The following is a 15,361-nucleotide window of genomic DNA, read 5'->3' as shown; positions in this document are numbered from 1 at the left end:
CTGGCCTTTTGATAGACTCTCTGATTACGGCATACCCTCTCATACTGAGCCTTCTAGCAACGGGCGCTATAGCGGGTATTCTTGCCGGGCTTTTAGGCGTCGGCGGCGGTATCATTATTGTACCCGTGCTGTTCACGGTGCTCGGAACGCTCGATGTCCCCATGGATGTTAGGCTTCATGTGGCGATCGGTACATCCTTAGCTACGATTGTGCCAACGTCCCTTGCCTCAGTGCGGGCCCATCACAGAAAGGGGGCCGTGGATTGGCCTCTTTTCAAATCATGGGCACCAGGCTTGGTTATTGGCGTGTTATTGGGAACCATACTGGCAACGCGACTACTCAGCGGAACAATACTCGCACTTGTCTTCGCTTTTGTTGCTTTATGTGTGGCCCTCGATATCGCGTTTCGTGACCGATCAATGCCCCAATACGGCGATGACAACACTCTTTCAGGGCTCTGGATATACAAACCTGCCGCATCTGTTGTCTCGGCCATGGTCGGTGCTTTCTCGGCGCTGATGGGAATTGGCGGTGGAACGCTATCCGTTCCGATCCTAAATGCTGCCCGTTACCCGATGCACCGGGCCGTCGCAACGTCAGCCGCATTTGGGCTCATCATCTCTATCCCAGCTGCCGCGGGGTACATTATCGGAGGGTGGGGTCTTGCGGGCCTGCCGCTCGGCTCTATCGGATACGTCAATATACTAGGGCTAGCATTCATAACGGCAACCACTGTCCTAACCGCTCCCCTTGGAAGCCGTCTGGCGCATGCGCTGACCGAGAAATCTCTGCGGTTTCTCTTTTCTGGTTTTCTGGTGCTGACAGCCATCCGAATGGCGTACGCTGCGGTGTCAGGCTAACTGGGGTTAACTAGTCCGCCCGAACAGCAATCAGAAGCAGGACAAGAACCACTGCAATGGCTTGGGTGGTCACACGCCATTGCATCAGTTTATTGCCATATTTATCGTGAAAATCCCCGCCCTTTACGAAAGCGAAGAGGCCCGTCAGCAACACGCCAAGAACAGCAAGCATAGATATTGAAAGCAAGATTATTAAAACTGTCTCCATATTTAATATACGTGCGCCGAGACGTTGCAGATTACAATACCAATCTTTACTCTAAGTCCTTAAATTTGAATGGTCTTAGCGTTCACAAGTCACAAGCATGAATAGAATACACCCTAAATTTGTTGTCTCAGCTGTTCCTGGATCGGACTCAGGAACACTTTTACCGCAGAGTCTATTCATCAATACAGGAGGCTAAAATAGAAAGCCTTGGGCGCGTTCTAATCGTTGATGACAACACCTTGGTGCGCGAGTCGCTCAGTCATGTTCTAAGAGAACGTGGCTATACTGCCTTCGAGGCTGAAGATGGAGAGGCCGCCCTAATCATCTTTGAAAGTGAAGATATACAGATTGCCATTATAGATATCATGATGCCGACAATGGGTGGTCTACAACTCCGGCAAGTGCTCGCAGACCGTGAGCCGTCCATCCCGATTATATTAGTTACTGGACAGCCTGAAATTGTGGAGAGCCTCGTCGAAGATGATTTAGAGTTTCAATATGGCACTGTCAGCTTGCTACAGAAGCCCGTGCATCCAGTGAAGTTGTTAGCCGAGGTTGAGAAACGACTTTCGGCGTAATGTAAAACGCCTATTCTTTCGCATCAGGGTTTGGAGCCGCAGAAAAACTCTCGCCACATCCACAGCGCCCTGTTTCATTCGGGTTAGTGAACACAAACCCACTCTCCATCTTGGACTCTTGATAATCCAATTCAGAGCCCAACAGATACATAACCGCCATCGGGTCTATAAAAAATTTAACGCCATTCTGCTCTACGACATCCTCAAACTTACCTTGTTCGTCGGCATATTCGACTTTGTACGAAAAGCCAGAACACCCTTTGGTATCAATGCCCACACGTATTCCGGCAACAGGATGATCCGACCGCCCAATCAGGTGTGCTGCACGCGCAACGGCAGCATCTGTAATTGTGATCGGAGCAGTCCTCGTTAAGCTGGTCATTTTAATTCTCCTAAACGCAGTCGAATTTATTTAGAACATGTCACGTTCAAAACATATCGAGGGCGACACGCGCCACTTCAGACATATTCTCGGGTGTCCAAGGAGGATCCCATGTAATGGTCACAGCAACCTCCCCAGCTCCTTTGGTGGCCGCAACAGAATCAGCAACCTCACCCGGAAGCGTGCCTGCGACGGGACAGGCTGGCGCGGTTAAAGTCATCAGCACATTAACGTTCCCTCTGTCACCAATTTTGAGCTCATAAATCAATCCGAGATCATAAATATTGACTGGGATTTCCGGGTCAAAAACACTCCGTAGAGCCTCTACAGCAGCTGATTCGGTTATTATGTAATCAGCGTCGTCGGGCAGTGGCGCACCGCGTGTCACGGTATCACCTTCCTCGGGTGGGTCACCTTCCATAGCCGGCATCGAATAAGGCGGCATCATAACTTTAGACTCCTTAGAACTTTCATTATTCCGCCTCATCGTTCCGTCGAGGCCGTTGCTTTTCCATCAAGGCATGACATCAGGGTGTGCCACGGAAGCGTTGCGCATTTGACTCGCGCCGGAAATTGGCGAACCCCGCTCAAAGATGCAAGCTTTTCAAGTCTTGGAGCCAACTTATTACCGACATCCTGCATAGCATCCAAAACGGATGCCTCTTTCGAACAGATGGTGCGTACAGCCTCAAAAATCAATCGGGCCTCTGTAATGCTTAAGCCTTTGACCGCTTCAGTCATCATGGAGGCAGACGCAATCGAAATAGCGCATCCCTTGCCATCAAACTTGATATCAGCAATGGACTGTTGCTGGTCTAGTTCAGTCGTGACGGTAACACGGTCGCCGCAGAGTGGGTTTTTGCCATCACTTCGACAGTCTGCATTTTCAATGACACCCGCATTACGCGGCGACTTCCCGTGATCCAGGATGATCTCTTGGTACAATCCCAGCAGATCGCTATCTTTTGCGGCGGCTTCCATTAACCTAAAATCTCTCTGGCACGGCCTAAGGCTTCTATCAGAACATCGACTTCACTTCGCGTGTTGTACATACCGAAAGAGGCACGCAGAGTAGCGGTAACGCCAAAGCTATCCATAAGCGGTTGCGCACAGTGGTGTCCCGCACGAACACAGACACCAGACCGGTCTAAGATCGTCGCTAAATCATGGGGATGTGCCCCGTCCAGCACAAAAGAAGCCACAGCCGTTTTATGCTTGGCCGTCCCGATAAGTCTCAAACTGTTTATGCTTTTGAGTTGTTCGGTTGCATAATTTAGTAGATCTTGCTCGTGAGCAGCTACTGCCGCGCGATCAAATAAACTGACGTAGTCTATTGCTGCCCCTAATCCCACAGCTTGCACGATTGGCGGTGTCCCGGCTTCAAATTTTGCCGGAAGCTCTGCCCACTCGCTGCGCTCAAACGTAACTGTACTGATCATTTCACCACCACCCTGATACGGTGGCATTTCACTCAACAGCTCTTCTTTTCCATACAGCACACCAATGCCGGTTGGACCGTAGAGCTTATGACCTGAAAAGGCGTAGAAATCACAGTCCAGAGCTTGGACATCGACAACCTCATGAACCACACCCTGGCAACCATCAATAAGACATTTTGCGCCAACAGAATGAGCAAGCTGAACGATGTCTTTCACCGGAAGTATTGTACCCAGGGCATTAGACACATGGGCAACAGAGACTAATTTGGTTTTACCCGTCATCGCTGCTTCGAAGGCGCTTAGATCAACCGAGCCATCTGCTAGGACTGGTACAACTTTAAGCGTGATCCCAATTTGATCCCTCAACAACTGCCACGGAACAATATTAGAGTGGTGCTCAAGACCCGTGATCACAACTTCATCACCCGCCTTTAGCATGCGACCAAATGTGGCAGCGACCAGATTAATCGCTTCGGTCGCCCCTTTCGTGAAGACAATCTCGCGATCAGAACCGGCGTTAATAAAGGCACGCACTTTTTCGCGCGCTTCTTCATACTTGCCGGTTAACGCTTCGCTTAAAGAATAAGCACCGCGGTGGACATTCGCGTACTCATGTTCGTACTGATAACGGATAACGTCGATAACCTGCTTGGGCTTCTGGGCAGATGCTGCACTGTCTAAATATGTGAGGGGCTTTCCATGAACGGTGCGTTGCAGAATCGGAAAGTCTGCGCGCACAGATTCGATATCAAATGGGCGTATGTCTTTTGCTTTTGTCTGCTTTGAGATGGCGTTCATACGCCCTCCGTAATCAGAGCACTTTGCCGCACAAGCCACCGCTTCACCATATCCAGAACCAGGGTTCTGGCGGCATCATCGGAGATATCAAAAATGACATCATCCAAGAAGCCTTCAACCAGCATGGCGCGGGCTGCTTGCTCATCAATACCGCGGCTTAACAGGTAAAAAATGTGCTCTGAATCCATCTCGCCGGTTGTCGCGCCATGGGCGCATTGAACATCATCAGCATAGATTTCCAGTTCCGGCTTGCAGTCCACCTCTGGTCCACGATTAAGCAACATAGCTTTATGAAGTTGTCGCCCATCACTGCGCTGCCCTTCTCTAGCCACATGAACACGTCCTTGAAACACACCTTTCGATTTTCCGCCCAATACACCTTTAACAGTCTGCTTAGAAATCGTTTCAGGGGCCAGATGTAGAATTTCAGACGAAATGTCTGAATGATCAGACCCTGACAATCCATAAGCACCGTCTACAATCGCGCGGGCACCAAGAGCTTCCAGCCGAACCTGGACTTCACGGCGCGCAAGTTTGCCACCGAGAGATAACAGAAAGGACTCATATTGCGCGCCTTCTGAAACGCACACAGCGGACCGTCCAAGATGGTAGGCATCACTATCTTCGCAAACCAAAGTGTAATGTTTTAAGGCAGAACCCAGACCAAGAATTACTTCCGTAACAGGATTGCTCAAGTAAGGTTGCCCCGGCAACCCAACATGGGTCTCCAGCACAGTCGCTTTTGCATTTTTGTCGAGAACAAGCTGCAACCTTGGATGAAAAGCACCTGGTTGCGCTCCCGAAGCTCCAATGGAAACGACCTGAAGAGGCCGTAACATTTCAACACCAGCCTCAACGTGAAGATATATCCCCTGCTCCATGAAGCCGGTATTCAGGGCTGCAATGAATGACTCAGCCGGCACGGCTGCAGAAGCCAGAATATCTTTGAGATATTCAGGATTGTTTTTGAGTACATCAGCAAGCGGCCCAAACGTCACACCGGATTGAACATCTTTAAACGACGTTGAGAGATCTTGACGGTAGACACCATTTACAAAAACAACCTGCAACGCACCTTCAAGAACCGGACTGCCAACAGGGGCGGCAGAAACATCAACATCATCTGCCTCACTCGCCGGAATAAATGATGTATTAGCAATTTCGCGAAGAGACGTGTACTTCCATGCCTCAGTCTTGGGACCTGGAAAACCACCGGCTTCGACAATGGCTCTGGATGTCTGCCGTATTGAATCTATCCAGGATTCATTGGCGCCTGGCAGCGCGCCTACCGCGTTTGCATAGGCTGAACCGAAAGTGGTCTCTGGTGAGGATTCGACGGTGGTCATGACAATACCCAGCCTTAAGCTGCTGCACGTTTTTCGAAGCGAGCATAACCCTCAGCTTCTAAAACTTCAGCCAATGACTTATCGCCGCTTTCCACAATTTTTCCATCAACAATCACATGGACAAAGTCAGGGATAATGTACTTCAGAAGGCGCTGGTAATGGGTGATTACCAAAAAAGCGCGCTCCGGGTCACGCAAGGCGTTTACACCATTGGACACAACTTTTAGGGCATCAATATCTAGACCAGAATCTGTCTCATCCAGAATGGCAAACTTGGGCTCCAACAAACTCATCTGCAAAACTTCGGCACGTTTCTTTTCACCGCCCGAGAACCCTACATTCAATTGGCGCTTGATCATCTCGTAAGGCATCTCAAGTTCTTTAGTCTGTGCCTTGATAAGATTGAGAAACTCCATCGCGTCGATCTCATCCAGACCGCTTTCGCGTCTTTTTGCATTCAAAGCGGTTTTTAAGAAGGTCGACGTTGCAACCCCGGGAATTTCCAAGGGGTATTGAAACGCCAAAAAGACACCGGCCCTTGCTCGCTCATCCGCTTCCATCTCCAGTAGGTCTTTACCATCAAAGGACACACTTCCCTTTGTTACTTCGTAGCCCTTGCGGCCAGCCAACACATAAGACAATGTGCTCTTGCCGGTTCCATTCGGCCCCATGATTGCATGAACCTCGCCGCCGTTAATTGTCAGGTCAATCCCTTTCAGAATTTCCTTGTCATCCACGGAGACGTGAAGGTCTTTAATTTCGATAAGTGACATACGTATAACTCTTTACTTAAGTGCGGGGGATTAACCAACACTTCCTTCCAAACTAATGCCGACCAGCTTCTGCGCCTCGACAGCGAATTCCATGGGTAACGTTTGCAGGACTTCCTTGCAGAAGCCGTTCACAATAAGAGACACCGCCTCTTCAGGATTCAAGCCGCGTTGCTGGCAATAAAACATCTGATCATCACTGATGGTTGAGGTCGTTGCTTCATGTTCTGTCTGCGCCGTCGGATTGCGGCTTTCAATGTAAGGAATTGTATGTGCCCCACATTGATCACCAATCAGTAAGCTGTCGCACTGGGTAAAGTTCCGTGCGCCATCCGCCTTCGGTTGAATGCGCACGAGCCCACGATAGGTACTGTCTGAACGGCCCGCAGAAATACCCTTTGCGATAATCTTGGAGCGGGTGTTTTTGCCCAAATGGATCATCTTCGTGCCGGTATCAGCCTGCTGTTTGTTGTTTGTAATGGCGACGGAATAAAACTCCCCAACGGAATTATCCCCTTGCAAAATACAGCTCGGATACTTCCATGTCACAGCGGAGCCAGTCTCGACCTGTGTCCACATGACTTTAGAGTTGCGCCCCCGGCACGCGGCGCGTTTGGTCACGAAGTTATAAATGCCGCCCTTGCCATCCTCATCACCGGGATACCAGTTCTGGACAGTTGAATATTTGATTTCAGCATCATCAAGCGCAATCAATTCAACAACAGCCGCGTGAAGTTGATTCTCATCTCTCTGCGGTGCCGTACAGCCTTCCAAGTAGCTCACGTAGGAGCCTTCATCAGCAATAATCAACGTGCGTTCAAATTGCCCTGTGTTCTTTTCGTTAATGCGGAAGTACGTGGATAACTCCATGGGGCAACGCAAGCCCTTTGGGATGTAGACAAAGGAGCCATCGGTAAAAACGGCACAGTTTAATGTTGCAAAAAAGTTGTCGCTGTACGGAACAACCGAACCCAAATACTTTTGCACCAACTCCGGATGATTCTTGATCGCTTCCGACATAGAGCAGAAGATCACGCCAAGCTCATTGAGCTTTTTCTTATAGGTCGTAGCCACCGAAACACTGTCAAACACGGCATCAACAGCCACACCCGCCAGCATTTCTTGTTCGCGCAAAGGAATCCCAAGCTTTTCGTATGTCTCCAGGAGTTTTGGATCGACCTCATCAAGACTCTTTGGTCCGTCCTCTAACTTGGGTGCGGCATAATAGTACGCGTCTTGATAATCAATTTTTGGGTAAGAGACCTTTGCCCAGGTTGGCTCCTGGCCTTCCATCGTCAGCCACAGGCGATAAGCTTTCAGACGCCATTCGAGCATCCACTCCGGCTCTTCCTTTTTGGCCGAGATAAAACGGACAATATCTTCACTGAGGCCCTTTGGGGCCATATCGGACTCAATATCCGTCGCCCAACCGTGCTTGTAGGTTTCAACATCCCGAACAGCATCAACAGTTTGTTTGGTCGCAACCATTGTTAGTGCACCTCATCTTGCTTTGCCGACGCTGAAGGGCTCTCCGCCCCATCGGCGATGACCGCAAATGGGCTTGATCCACTCAGATCATCAATCATTTCGGCCAGTGTCACTTCTTTTAAGGCGTTTGTGACGGCTCTATTCACGCGATTCCACTTGCCACTGGCCGCGCATAAACTTTCATACCCACAGTGCTCATCCGACGTCTCTACACACGCTGTGAGCGCAATCGGCCCTTCTACGGCCTCTATAACGTCAGCGATGGTGGTTTCAGAGGCTGGGCGCGTCAGACGGTACCCGCCGTGCACGCCCCGGTGGGACATCACCAGACCAGACTTTACGAGGTGCTTCATCAGCTTTGCTACGGTCGGAAGTGGAATACCGGTGCTATCTGAAATAGCTTGGGTGGGGTGAACTTTCCCGCTTCGCGCCATATCAATCAGCACGACGGTCGCATAGTCTGTTAACTTGTTGACTTTAAACACTATTTGCTCACCTTAAAACTCAGACTAAAAAGGTCTGATTTATATACTGTTTGTAGTTAAGGCTGGCTGTAATTTCAAGAGTGTTGGCTCGCAGAGGCCAGATTAACTAAGGTAGCGATATGGACCAATCAACCCTCATTATCCTGACTGAGCCTGGGTTTCTGGCGACTTTAGAAGCCGTCATAGAGCGCGTTAATTTTCCTCATAAACCTCAGATCAAGACCGCCGAAACCCTTCAAGACATCGAAACAGCCCTGTCCAATGTCACTGGACCTTGCAGACTGGTGGCCTTTTGTACGGGCGTAATCATTCCAAACCCGGTGCTGAAAGCGCTCTCAAGCGGAGCCTATAACTTTCATCCTGGTCCGCCCGCCTACCCAGGTCTGTTTCCCTCCTGTTTTGCCATTTACGATGGCGCAGAGATGTTTGGCGCCACAGCACACCGCATGACCGAACAGGTGGATGGCGGAGAGATTGTTGGCACGCGCCTTACCTCACTCATGCCGTGGGCAGACCGTCTTGCTGCGGACACCCTGGCCTTTGAATGTGTCACTAAACTCTTCGCGCGATTAGCCCCTGACCTTTTGAACTTAGAGGCTCCACTAGCGCCTTCTGGTGAATCTTGGTCTGGGCGCGTGCGCACACGCAAAGACTTTGAAGATTTGTGTCAATTGCCGAGTGATCTCTCGGAGGAAGAATTTCAGAAGCGCTATCGCGCGGTCGGCGAAGGCCCAGATCATGCGCTAACGCTCACCCTGTTCGGACAGCGGTTTAAATTGGACAATAACAGAGGTCAAGAAACCGTTGTCCGCGGCGGGAAAAGCAAGAGCTAAAAGTTCGCCTATCTGTTTTGCAGACACGCAACAAGCGCACCTGCAATTCCAGTCATGAGATCTATATACAGAGTTCGGCCCGGCTCGATCTCTACACCCAAAGGATCAATTCTGCCGACGCGCACGTCTGCGGACTCCTCAATGACGCGCATAACCCCAGGCTCAAACCCCGGTTCAGTGAGTATGCACAATGAGCCCAACGCCTGGGCATGGTCACGGATCTCGGCAAGCCGCTTCGCGCTCGGCGCGCGGTCTGGCGTAACCGCGATCGCCCCGACCGCAGATAAATCAAAATATCGATCAAAGTACTGCAACGCGTCATGGGCAGTGAGGAAGGGTTGGCGTGTGACCGTTGCTAACGTTGCCCGAATATCATTTTCCATTGTCTGTAAGAGCGCGGTAAGCGCTGCCGCGTTGTTTTGGTATTGTGCGGCATTCGAGGGGTCTAGCGCGCCCAGCGCTTGCGCAACCCAGCTTACGATGACGCGCGCATTTTGAGGACTTAACCAAATATGCCCATCGATCTGGCCGTGATCATGATCATGATCGTGTTTATGAGTATCGCCACTCTCGCTTAAGTCCCACACGCCGCCATCTCGGTTATCCAGCAACGTTAGTCCTGGCGCCTCAATCAGTTCTAGGATCACAGCATCAGAAGCCAAATTCGCGAGGGGGCGCTCCAAGAACGTTTCAAGTGGCTCACCAACCCAAACCACCATATCCGCCTGGCTTAAGACTCGCGCATCAGATGGCGTCAGATTGTAGGAGTGCGGGGTCTCCCCTCGGCCCAGCAACAGTTTTGGTACAGCGACACCGTCCATCACCGCTGTCACCAGCGAATGTATTGGTCTGACACTCACAATGACATCAGGCGGAGCGCCAGTTACATCAAGCGGAGCACCTTGCGCTAAAATCAGAGATGGACTGAGCAAAGACGCTAAAATAACAGATACACGAAAGAACGCACGTAGGAACGACATAAGACAGAGAAACCCGCAAGCTTGAATTACATTTTGTTATATCATAACGTTTAATGCGTTTATCAAGCTAAAGTATTGGGCCTATGAGTTTTCCTGCTCCCCGTCATAATCATCGGCACTGTATTCAAAAAGCGATGAATACGGCTGAAGAAAAAAGCAAGGCGTGCGGCCTGAGACTGACCGAAATACGCCGCCGGGTCTTAAAAATTCTCTGGCAAAGCCATATACCCCTTGGCGCCTATGAAATTTTAGACCTGTTGCCCGATGATGGCCGACGTCCCGCGCCCATGGTTGTCTACCGGGCACTTGATTTCTTAATGGAGGCCGGACTTGCCCATAAACTCAGCAGCAGGAATGCTTTTATTGGATGCTCTGATCCATCCCATGACCATGAAGCTCAGTTTCTTATTTGTGATGAATGTGGAACAGCGGCAGAGGTCGAGGCAAAGCCAATTGCGAAAGCTGTAGAAGCAACAGCGGCATCCGCCGGGTTTCAGGTTCACCAGCATGTCGTAGAAATCTCCGGCATTTGCCCAAACTGCTTGCCCCAGACTTAGGCGCTTTATGGATATATCCAACGCTCTGATCGAAGCCCGAGGCTTGACTGTCAAACGTGGCAATCAAACCATTTTAAGTGACGTGAATCTCGATATTCAGGCCGGTGAAATTGTGACGCTGATTGGCCCCAATGGTGCGGGAAAATCTACGCTCGTGCGGGCTCTTCTCGGCCTCGAAAGTATTGATGGCGGCAAGGTGTCACGCAAGGACGGTCTCATTGTCGGGTATCAGGCTCAGAAATTGATCATTGACGGCACCCTTCCCCTGACCGTGAGACGGTTCCTCACGCTCACGCAGCGCAAAATCGATAACGACCTCAGGGCTGCACTTGAACATGTCAAGCTGGGCAACATTTTAGACAAAAGCATTCATGTCCTATCGGGTGGCGAGATGCAGCGGGTGCAGTTGGCCCGCGCTATTCTGCGCGATCCGGAGTTATTGGTGCTTGATGAACCTACCCAAAATGTCGATCTCGCAGGCGCCATTGACCTTTACAGGCTCATTCAGGAAACACGCGACCGCTTTTCCTGTGCCGTCATCATGGTGTCACACGACCTCAACGTTGTGATGTCTGCAACCAATCGCGTCTACTGTCTTAACAATCATATCTGCTGTTCAGGGCAACCAGCAGAAGTCAGTCGACATCCCGAGTTTCTAAGACTTTTTGGGCAAAGTGCGGCGGATATGCTGGCGGTTTACACCCATGAACACGATCACGATCATGGGCCAGATGGTGAAGTCCTTCATAGTCATCACTGTCATGATCACTAATACGGATGAGGACCGCCTGAATGATGGATGACTTTCTTGTTCGCGCCAGCTTAGCCGGCCTGGGCGTTGCCGTTGCTGCTGGGCCATTAGGCTGCTTCGTCGTTTGGCGGCGCATGGCCTACTTCGGAGACACACTCGCACATGCGGCACTCTTAGGCGTTGCAATTGGTTTCTTTCTCGGGACCGCGCCGACACTAGGCACGGTCGCAACCGGCGTTGCCGTCGCGCTTCTTCTCGTCTGGTTGCAACAGAGACGGAATTGGTCCAGCGATACCCTATTGGGTTTGCTCTCGCACACGGCACTCGCCGCGGGTCTAATCGCGGTCACTTTTCTTCAAGGTGTCCGCATCGATCTGATGGCCTATCTCTTTGGTGACATCCTGGCCGTCTCTGTCGCTGACGTCGCGTGGACTTGGGTAGGCGCTATAGTCGTTTCGGTCATCATTGGTATCCTTTGGCACCCACTCGTTGCTCTGACGGTGAATGAAGAAATGGCCAGAGCAGAAGGCGTTGCTGGTCGATATATTGAAATTGCCTTCGTGGTTCTCATTGCGATTGTGGTGGCCATTTCGATGAAAGTCGTGGGTATTCTCCTCATCACGGCCATGCTGATTATCCCACCGGCAACGGCGCGTCATGTTTCCAAAACACCTGAACAAATGGCTTTTACCTCGATCTTTACAGGATGTGTCGCAACGGTCTTAGGCTTGTTCGCATCCTACCAATGGGACATTCCAGCAGGACCTTCAATTGTCTTGGCCGCGGCCGCCCTATTTGCGACAGGCATGATCTTCGGTGCCATAAGAAACACGCTGGACACATCGTCATAGTTGCCCTGCAACGACAGGGACATTAAGTGCGTTAATGATCGACTATCTTCACACTAGATGCCGCAATATGATGGCCTCCTATACAGATCCAAGTATCGTTAGCTACCTAAGGAGGCACATTTAAACATGTCTGGCGCTGACTCAAATCAGATCGTCACAACATACAAAGATCGACGCGCCTCCAGCAGCGACTTATTGCAAAGCAATCACGCGACGCATCCAAGTTTTGCTGCGATTATCGGAGCAAGTGCTTACGACGTAAGTATGGTCAGCGAAGTGCATTGGCTGGCAAAGGAATCTGGCGCAGCACTAACGATCTATTTGGTCGGGCCTACGACGCCCTGGTTGAGCGCTTTGATGACGCCTCAGGCAGAGCAAATTAAACGACTGGCGACGCGACTTGATGCCCGCCTCATCATAACAACACCGAAAGATGCTGTTTCAGTAATTGCGAACGACTGGCAGCAGCAAAAGCCTAGTCATATCGTTTTCGGGCCAAAGCGCCGTTGGCCTTGGGATATTGGCCTGAGTCAGAAGGTCATTAAGCGTTTGAAGGCAATCGCAGACGATAGAGGCATCACCGCGATACAAGAATCTTCCCAAGCAAACGAGACCCAAAGCAACCTCGCCTGGAGGCTTGATCAACATCGGCCCTGGTATCACGAATACGTTCTCAGCCTATTCGGAGTATGCATCGCTGCGCTCTCAATCCAATGGCTTAAGAATCTCATGCCAGCGGAAAATCTATCGATCGTCTTTTTGACGGCTGTTATTTTTAGCGCCACGGCTTACGGTTTTGCGGCAGCACTTTTTGCTTCCGTGGTCAGTGTGATCCTCTTCGACTTCTTCTTCGTCCCACCCTCATTTTCTTTTTCCCTTAGTTCACCAGACAATATTCTGCTCGTGATTCTGTTTATCCTCATGGCGGGAATAACGAGCAACTTGGCAGGGCGGTTGCGTGATCAGGCTGAAGCTGCCCGGGAACGCGAGGGTGAGGCACGTGCCCTTTTCCAGTTAACGCGTGACATCGCTACATCAGACACGCCCGAAGAAACTTATGCCGCTGTCGCACGGCAAAGTGCAGCCCTGTTTGATACCGAAACCCACCTTCTGCTGCCGCATAAGCAGGCTAAATTAATCGATACCAACTTATCGTCTTTAGACGATACTCATTACACAAACAAGGCAACTGATCCGACCGTCCTGCAACCGGTCTATCCTGAAGATGCGAGCCTCAACCTGGATGAAATAGAAGCCGCGCGATGGGCTTTTTCCCATAGTCAATCTTGCGGTCAGGGAACTGACAAGTTCTCAGTGCTAAATTCGTTCTTTCAGCCCTTGATGACCGCGCGCGGTGTGGTCGGTATTCTTGCTTTTAGGCACTTCAATACCAGCATACTTCGTGATGCCAAGGCGGGTCGCATGTTTGATTCCGTCTGCAGACTATCAGCTGTCGCGGTCGAACGGGCCCTTCAAACCCAAGACCTCGAAGCGGCGCGCGTTATCTCCCAAACCGAGAGTCTTCGCTCTGCGCTTCTATCATCTATTTCCCATGACTTCGGCACCCCTCTCGCATCAGTGATTGGATCTGCTTCAAGTCTCATTACCTATGGATCGAATTACACGCCAGAGGTCACCCAAGAATTGCTCTCCACCATTCTCGAAGAAGCGGAGCGTCTTAATAAGTTTGTCAACAATCTGCTGCAGATGACCCGAGTAGAATCTGGTGCTCTGGTGCCTGTTTTCCGTTTGGCGGATGTCGACGATCTGATTGGCACCGTGTTAGACAGCGCCCAACGGCGCCTGGAAAAACACATTCTTTATGTTGATGTGGCGGAGCGGCTCCCTCTCATAAATATTGATTTTGTATTGATGGAAACGGTTTTGATGAACCTGATTGAGAACGCCTGTAAATATTCCAAGCCAGATACAACAATCACAGTAACAGCCTATGCCCAAAACGAGCATGTGTTGATCGATGTTAAAGATGAGGGTCAAGGGATCCCCAGTAGCGACTTAGGAGCTGTTTTTGATAAGTTTTTCCGAGTCAAAGCCCGTGATCGGAAAGTTGCTGGCACGGGTTTAGGATTGGCCATCTGTAAAGGTATTATTGAAGGCCAAGGCGGCACTATTGAAGCCTTGAGCGATGGGCCGGACAAGGGCACAACGATACGTATTCATCTGCCAGCCGATACGGCTAACTTAACAGAGAGTATTTGATGATGACCGTTGGTCTGGACTCTGCGAACACCGGCGCAAAAATCCTCATCATTGATGACGAGCCTCAAATTCGCAGATTCCTGAAAGCGAGCCTTGGGGCGCACGACTACGACGTCGTGGAAGCGGGCGACGGTAAATCAGCCCTAAAGACCTGCACAGTAGAAAGCCCAGATTTGGTGATCCTTGATCTCGGCTTGCCAGATATCGACGGTTTAGAGGTCATCTCTCAAATCAGAGAATGGTCTCAGGTTCCCATCATCGTGTTGTCTATTCGCTCCGACGAGAGCGATAAAGTCGATGCTCTTGATCGCGGCGCCAATGACTATGTGACGAAACCATTTGGCATGGCCGAATTGATGGCACGCATGCGAGTCGTACTGCGCCAAGCTGGTGGATCAGAGTCTGCAGACGATCCAATAATTCGCGCCGCTAATTTAGAGGTTGATCTTAGTAAGCGGCTTGTCTTGCTCAGCGGAAGCCCCGTGCGACTCTCGCGAAAAGAATACAACCTGTTGCGGATACTCATCTCGCATCCCAATAAAGTCATTTCGCATCAGCAAATTTTAACTGAAGTCTGGGGACCGGGGTATGTGGAAGAAACGCAATATCTTCGCGTTTACATTGGGCACTTACGGCAGAAATTAGAAGCCGATCCAGCAAACCCAAAGGTCTTTATCACTGAGCCTGGTGTTGGGTATCGGTTCAAATCTGACTCATAACAAAGATCAAAAAAAGAAACTCCCCGCAGGGTAAGCCCTGCGGGGAGAAGGTTCCACTGGCGGCTAATGGGGGGGATGGGAGACGCCGGCAGTGGG

18 protein-coding genes are annotated in these 15,361 nt (G+C 50.7%); 8 read left to right on the top strand and 10 right to left on the bottom strand.

What is annotated here, in order from left to right; all coding sequences use genetic code 11:
* Nucleotides 1–8 precede the first annotated feature (8 nt).
* Nucleotides 9–860: a sulfite exporter TauE/SafE family protein gene (locus RIC29_01195; GenBank protein ID MEQ8733512.1), complete on the top strand. Its 852-nt coding sequence runs from the start codon at nucleotides 9–11 to the stop codon at nucleotides 858–860.
* A 10-nt stretch (nucleotides 861–870) separates the two neighbouring features.
* Here the strand turns inward: RIC29_01195 and RIC29_01190 are convergent, their stop codons facing one another.
* On the bottom strand, nucleotides 871–1,047 hold the full coding sequence (locus tag RIC29_01190; protein ID MEQ8733511.1) for a twin transmembrane helix small protein: 177 nt from the start codon (nucleotides 1,045–1,047) through the stop codon (nucleotides 871–873).
* A 140-nt stretch (nucleotides 1,048–1,187) separates the two neighbouring features.
* On the opposite strand from RIC29_01190, the gene RIC29_01185 reads away from it, so the two are divergent.
* A complete protein-coding gene (locus tag RIC29_01185; GenBank protein MEQ8733510.1) occupies nucleotides 1,188–1,646 on the top strand; it encodes a response regulator in 459 nt (152 codons plus the stop codon).
* A gap of 10 nt (nucleotides 1,647–1,656) precedes the next feature.
* Here RIC29_01185 and RIC29_01180 read toward each other — a convergent pair whose 3' ends face one another.
* The 8 genes from RIC29_01180 to RIC29_01145 are packed head-to-tail and all read right to left on the bottom strand — an operon-like array spanning nucleotide 1,657 to nucleotide 8,354.
* Nucleotides 1,657–2,028 carry an iron-sulfur cluster assembly accessory protein gene (locus RIC29_01180; GenBank protein ID MEQ8733509.1) on the bottom strand — a complete coding sequence of 124 codons (372 nt, stop codon included), beginning with the start codon at nucleotides 2,026–2,028 and terminating at the stop codon, nucleotides 1,657–1,659.
* Between the two features lie 46 nt (nucleotides 2,029–2,074).
* Nucleotides 2,075–2,476, bottom strand: a complete 402-nt coding sequence (locus RIC29_01175) for a DUF59 domain-containing protein (protein ID MEQ8733508.1) — start codon at nucleotides 2,474–2,476, stop codon at nucleotides 2,075–2,077.
* Between the two features lie 35 nt (nucleotides 2,477–2,511).
* Entirely contained in the window at nucleotides 2,512–3,009 is a 498-nt protein-coding gene (locus RIC29_01170; GenBank protein MEQ8733507.1) for an SUF system NifU family Fe-S cluster assembly protein, read from the bottom strand.
* Complete coding sequence (locus RIC29_01165) at nucleotides 3,009–4,265, bottom strand: cysteine desulfurase (protein ID MEQ8733506.1); 1,257 nt, start codon at nucleotides 4,263–4,265, stop codon at nucleotides 3,009–3,011. The genes RIC29_01170 and RIC29_01165 overlap by 1 nt, the downstream gene beginning before the upstream one ends.
* Nucleotides 4,262–5,611 (bottom strand): Fe-S cluster assembly protein SufD, encoded by a 1,350-nt coding sequence (gene sufD, locus RIC29_01160; protein ID MEQ8733505.1) that lies wholly within the window; start codon nucleotides 5,609–5,611, stop codon nucleotides 4,262–4,264. Before sufD ends, RIC29_01165 begins: the two co-directional genes overlap by 4 nt.
* Before the next feature lie 14 nt (nucleotides 5,612–5,625).
* A complete protein-coding gene (gene sufC / locus RIC29_01155) occupies nucleotides 5,626–6,384 on the bottom strand; it encodes a Fe-S cluster assembly ATPase SufC (GenBank protein ID MEQ8733504.1) in 759 nt (252 codons plus the stop codon).
* A gap of 30 nt (nucleotides 6,385–6,414) precedes the next feature.
* Nucleotides 6,415–7,869, bottom strand: a complete 1,455-nt coding sequence (sufB, locus tag RIC29_01150) for a Fe-S cluster assembly protein SufB (protein ID MEQ8733503.1) — start codon at nucleotides 7,867–7,869, stop codon at nucleotides 6,415–6,417.
* Nucleotides 7,870–7,871: 2 nt separating this feature from the next.
* Nucleotides 7,872–8,354: an SUF system Fe-S cluster assembly regulator gene (locus tag RIC29_01145; protein ID MEQ8733502.1), complete on the bottom strand. Its 483-nt coding sequence runs from the start codon at nucleotides 8,352–8,354 to the stop codon at nucleotides 7,872–7,874.
* A 119-nt stretch (nucleotides 8,355–8,473) separates the two neighbouring features.
* Between RIC29_01145 and RIC29_01140 the strand changes: the two genes are divergently transcribed.
* Entirely contained in the window at nucleotides 8,474–9,187 is a 714-nt protein-coding gene (locus RIC29_01140) for a formyltransferase family protein (protein ID MEQ8733501.1), read from the top strand.
* Between the two features lie 8 nt (nucleotides 9,188–9,195).
* Here RIC29_01140 and RIC29_01135 read toward each other — a convergent pair whose 3' ends face one another.
* Nucleotides 9,196–10,167: a zinc ABC transporter substrate-binding protein gene (locus RIC29_01135; GenBank protein ID MEQ8733500.1), complete on the bottom strand. Its 972-nt coding sequence runs from the start codon at nucleotides 10,165–10,167 to the stop codon at nucleotides 9,196–9,198.
* A gap of 83 nt (nucleotides 10,168–10,250) precedes the next feature.
* On the opposite strand from RIC29_01135, the gene RIC29_01130 reads away from it, so the two are divergent.
* The 5 genes from RIC29_01130 to RIC29_01110 all read left to right on the top strand — a co-directional run bounded on the left by RIC29_01130 (nucleotide 10,251) and on the right by RIC29_01110 (nucleotide 15,265).
* Nucleotides 10,251–10,724 carry a Fur family transcriptional regulator gene (locus tag RIC29_01130; protein ID MEQ8733499.1) on the top strand — a complete coding sequence of 158 codons (474 nt, stop codon included), beginning with the start codon at nucleotides 10,251–10,253 and terminating at the stop codon, nucleotides 10,722–10,724.
* A 7-nt stretch (nucleotides 10,725–10,731) separates the two neighbouring features.
* Nucleotides 10,732–11,496: an ATP-binding cassette domain-containing protein gene (locus tag RIC29_01125; protein MEQ8733498.1), complete on the top strand. Its 765-nt coding sequence runs from the start codon at nucleotides 10,732–10,734 to the stop codon at nucleotides 11,494–11,496.
* A gap of 20 nt (nucleotides 11,497–11,516) precedes the next feature.
* Nucleotides 11,517–12,326, top strand: a complete 810-nt coding sequence (locus tag RIC29_01120) for an iron chelate uptake ABC transporter family permease subunit (protein ID MEQ8733497.1) — start codon at nucleotides 11,517–11,519, stop codon at nucleotides 12,324–12,326.
* Nucleotides 12,327–12,452: 126 nt separating this feature from the next.
* Entirely contained in the window at nucleotides 12,453–14,546 is a 2,094-nt protein-coding gene (locus RIC29_01115) for a DUF4118 domain-containing protein (protein MEQ8733496.1), read from the top strand.
* Nucleotides 14,546–15,265, top strand: a complete 720-nt coding sequence (locus RIC29_01110) for a response regulator (GenBank protein ID MEQ8733495.1) — start codon at nucleotides 14,546–14,548, stop codon at nucleotides 15,263–15,265. The genes RIC29_01115 and RIC29_01110 overlap by 1 nt, the downstream gene beginning before the upstream one ends.
* Nucleotides 15,266–15,361: the final 96 nt, after the last annotated feature.

This window comes from Rhodospirillaceae bacterium (genome assembly GCA_040219235.1).
GTDB lineage: Bacteria > Pseudomonadota > Alphaproteobacteria > Rhodospirillales > Rhodospirillaceae > WLXB01.
Note: the sequence above shows the minus strand (reverse complement) of the source record. Positions and strands in the feature narration are given on the sequence as shown.

Bases quoted from the DNA above. Each gene is read 5' to 3' on its own strand.
- RIC29_01125 (MEQ8733498.1), top strand. From the start codon at position 10,732: ATGGATATATCCAACGCTCTGATCGAAGCCCGAGGCTTGACTGTCAAA.
- sufD (MEQ8733505.1), bottom strand. From the start codon at position 5,611: ATGACCACCGTCGAATCCTCACCAGAGACCACTTTCGGTTCAGCCTAT.
- RIC29_01115 (MEQ8733496.1), top strand. From the start codon at position 12,453: ATGTCTGGCGCTGACTCAAATCAGATCGTCACAACATACAAAGATCGA.
- RIC29_01170 (MEQ8733507.1), bottom strand. From the start codon at position 3,009: ATGGAAGCCGCCGCAAAAGATAGCGATCTGCTGGGATTGTACCAAGAG.
- RIC29_01110 (MEQ8733495.1), top strand. From the start codon at position 14,546: ATGATGACCGTTGGTCTGGACTCTGCGAACACCGGCGCAAAAATCCTC.
- RIC29_01165 (MEQ8733506.1), bottom strand. From the start codon at position 4,265: ATGAACGCCATCTCAAAGCAGACAAAAGCAAAAGACATACGCCCATTT.
- RIC29_01175 (MEQ8733508.1), bottom strand. From the start codon at position 2,476: ATGATGCCGCCTTATTCGATGCCGGCTATGGAAGGTGACCCACCCGAG.
- sufB (MEQ8733503.1), bottom strand. From the start codon at position 7,869: ATGGTTGCGACCAAACAAACTGTTGATGCTGTTCGGGATGTTGAAACC.
- RIC29_01140 (MEQ8733501.1), top strand. From the start codon at position 8,474: ATGGACCAATCAACCCTCATTATCCTGACTGAGCCTGGGTTTCTGGCG.
- RIC29_01180 (MEQ8733509.1), bottom strand. From the start codon at position 2,028: ATGACCAGCTTAACGAGGACTGCTCCGATCACAATTACAGATGCTGCC.
- RIC29_01135 (MEQ8733500.1), bottom strand. From the start codon at position 10,167: ATGTCGTTCCTACGTGCGTTCTTTCGTGTATCTGTTATTTTAGCGTCT.
- RIC29_01130 (MEQ8733499.1), top strand. From the start codon at position 10,251: ATGAGTTTTCCTGCTCCCCGTCATAATCATCGGCACTGTATTCAAAAA.
- RIC29_01120 (MEQ8733497.1), top strand. From the start codon at position 11,517: ATGATGGATGACTTTCTTGTTCGCGCCAGCTTAGCCGGCCTGGGCGTT.
- sufC (MEQ8733504.1), bottom strand. From the start codon at position 6,384: ATGTCACTTATCGAAATTAAAGACCTTCACGTCTCCGTGGATGACAAG.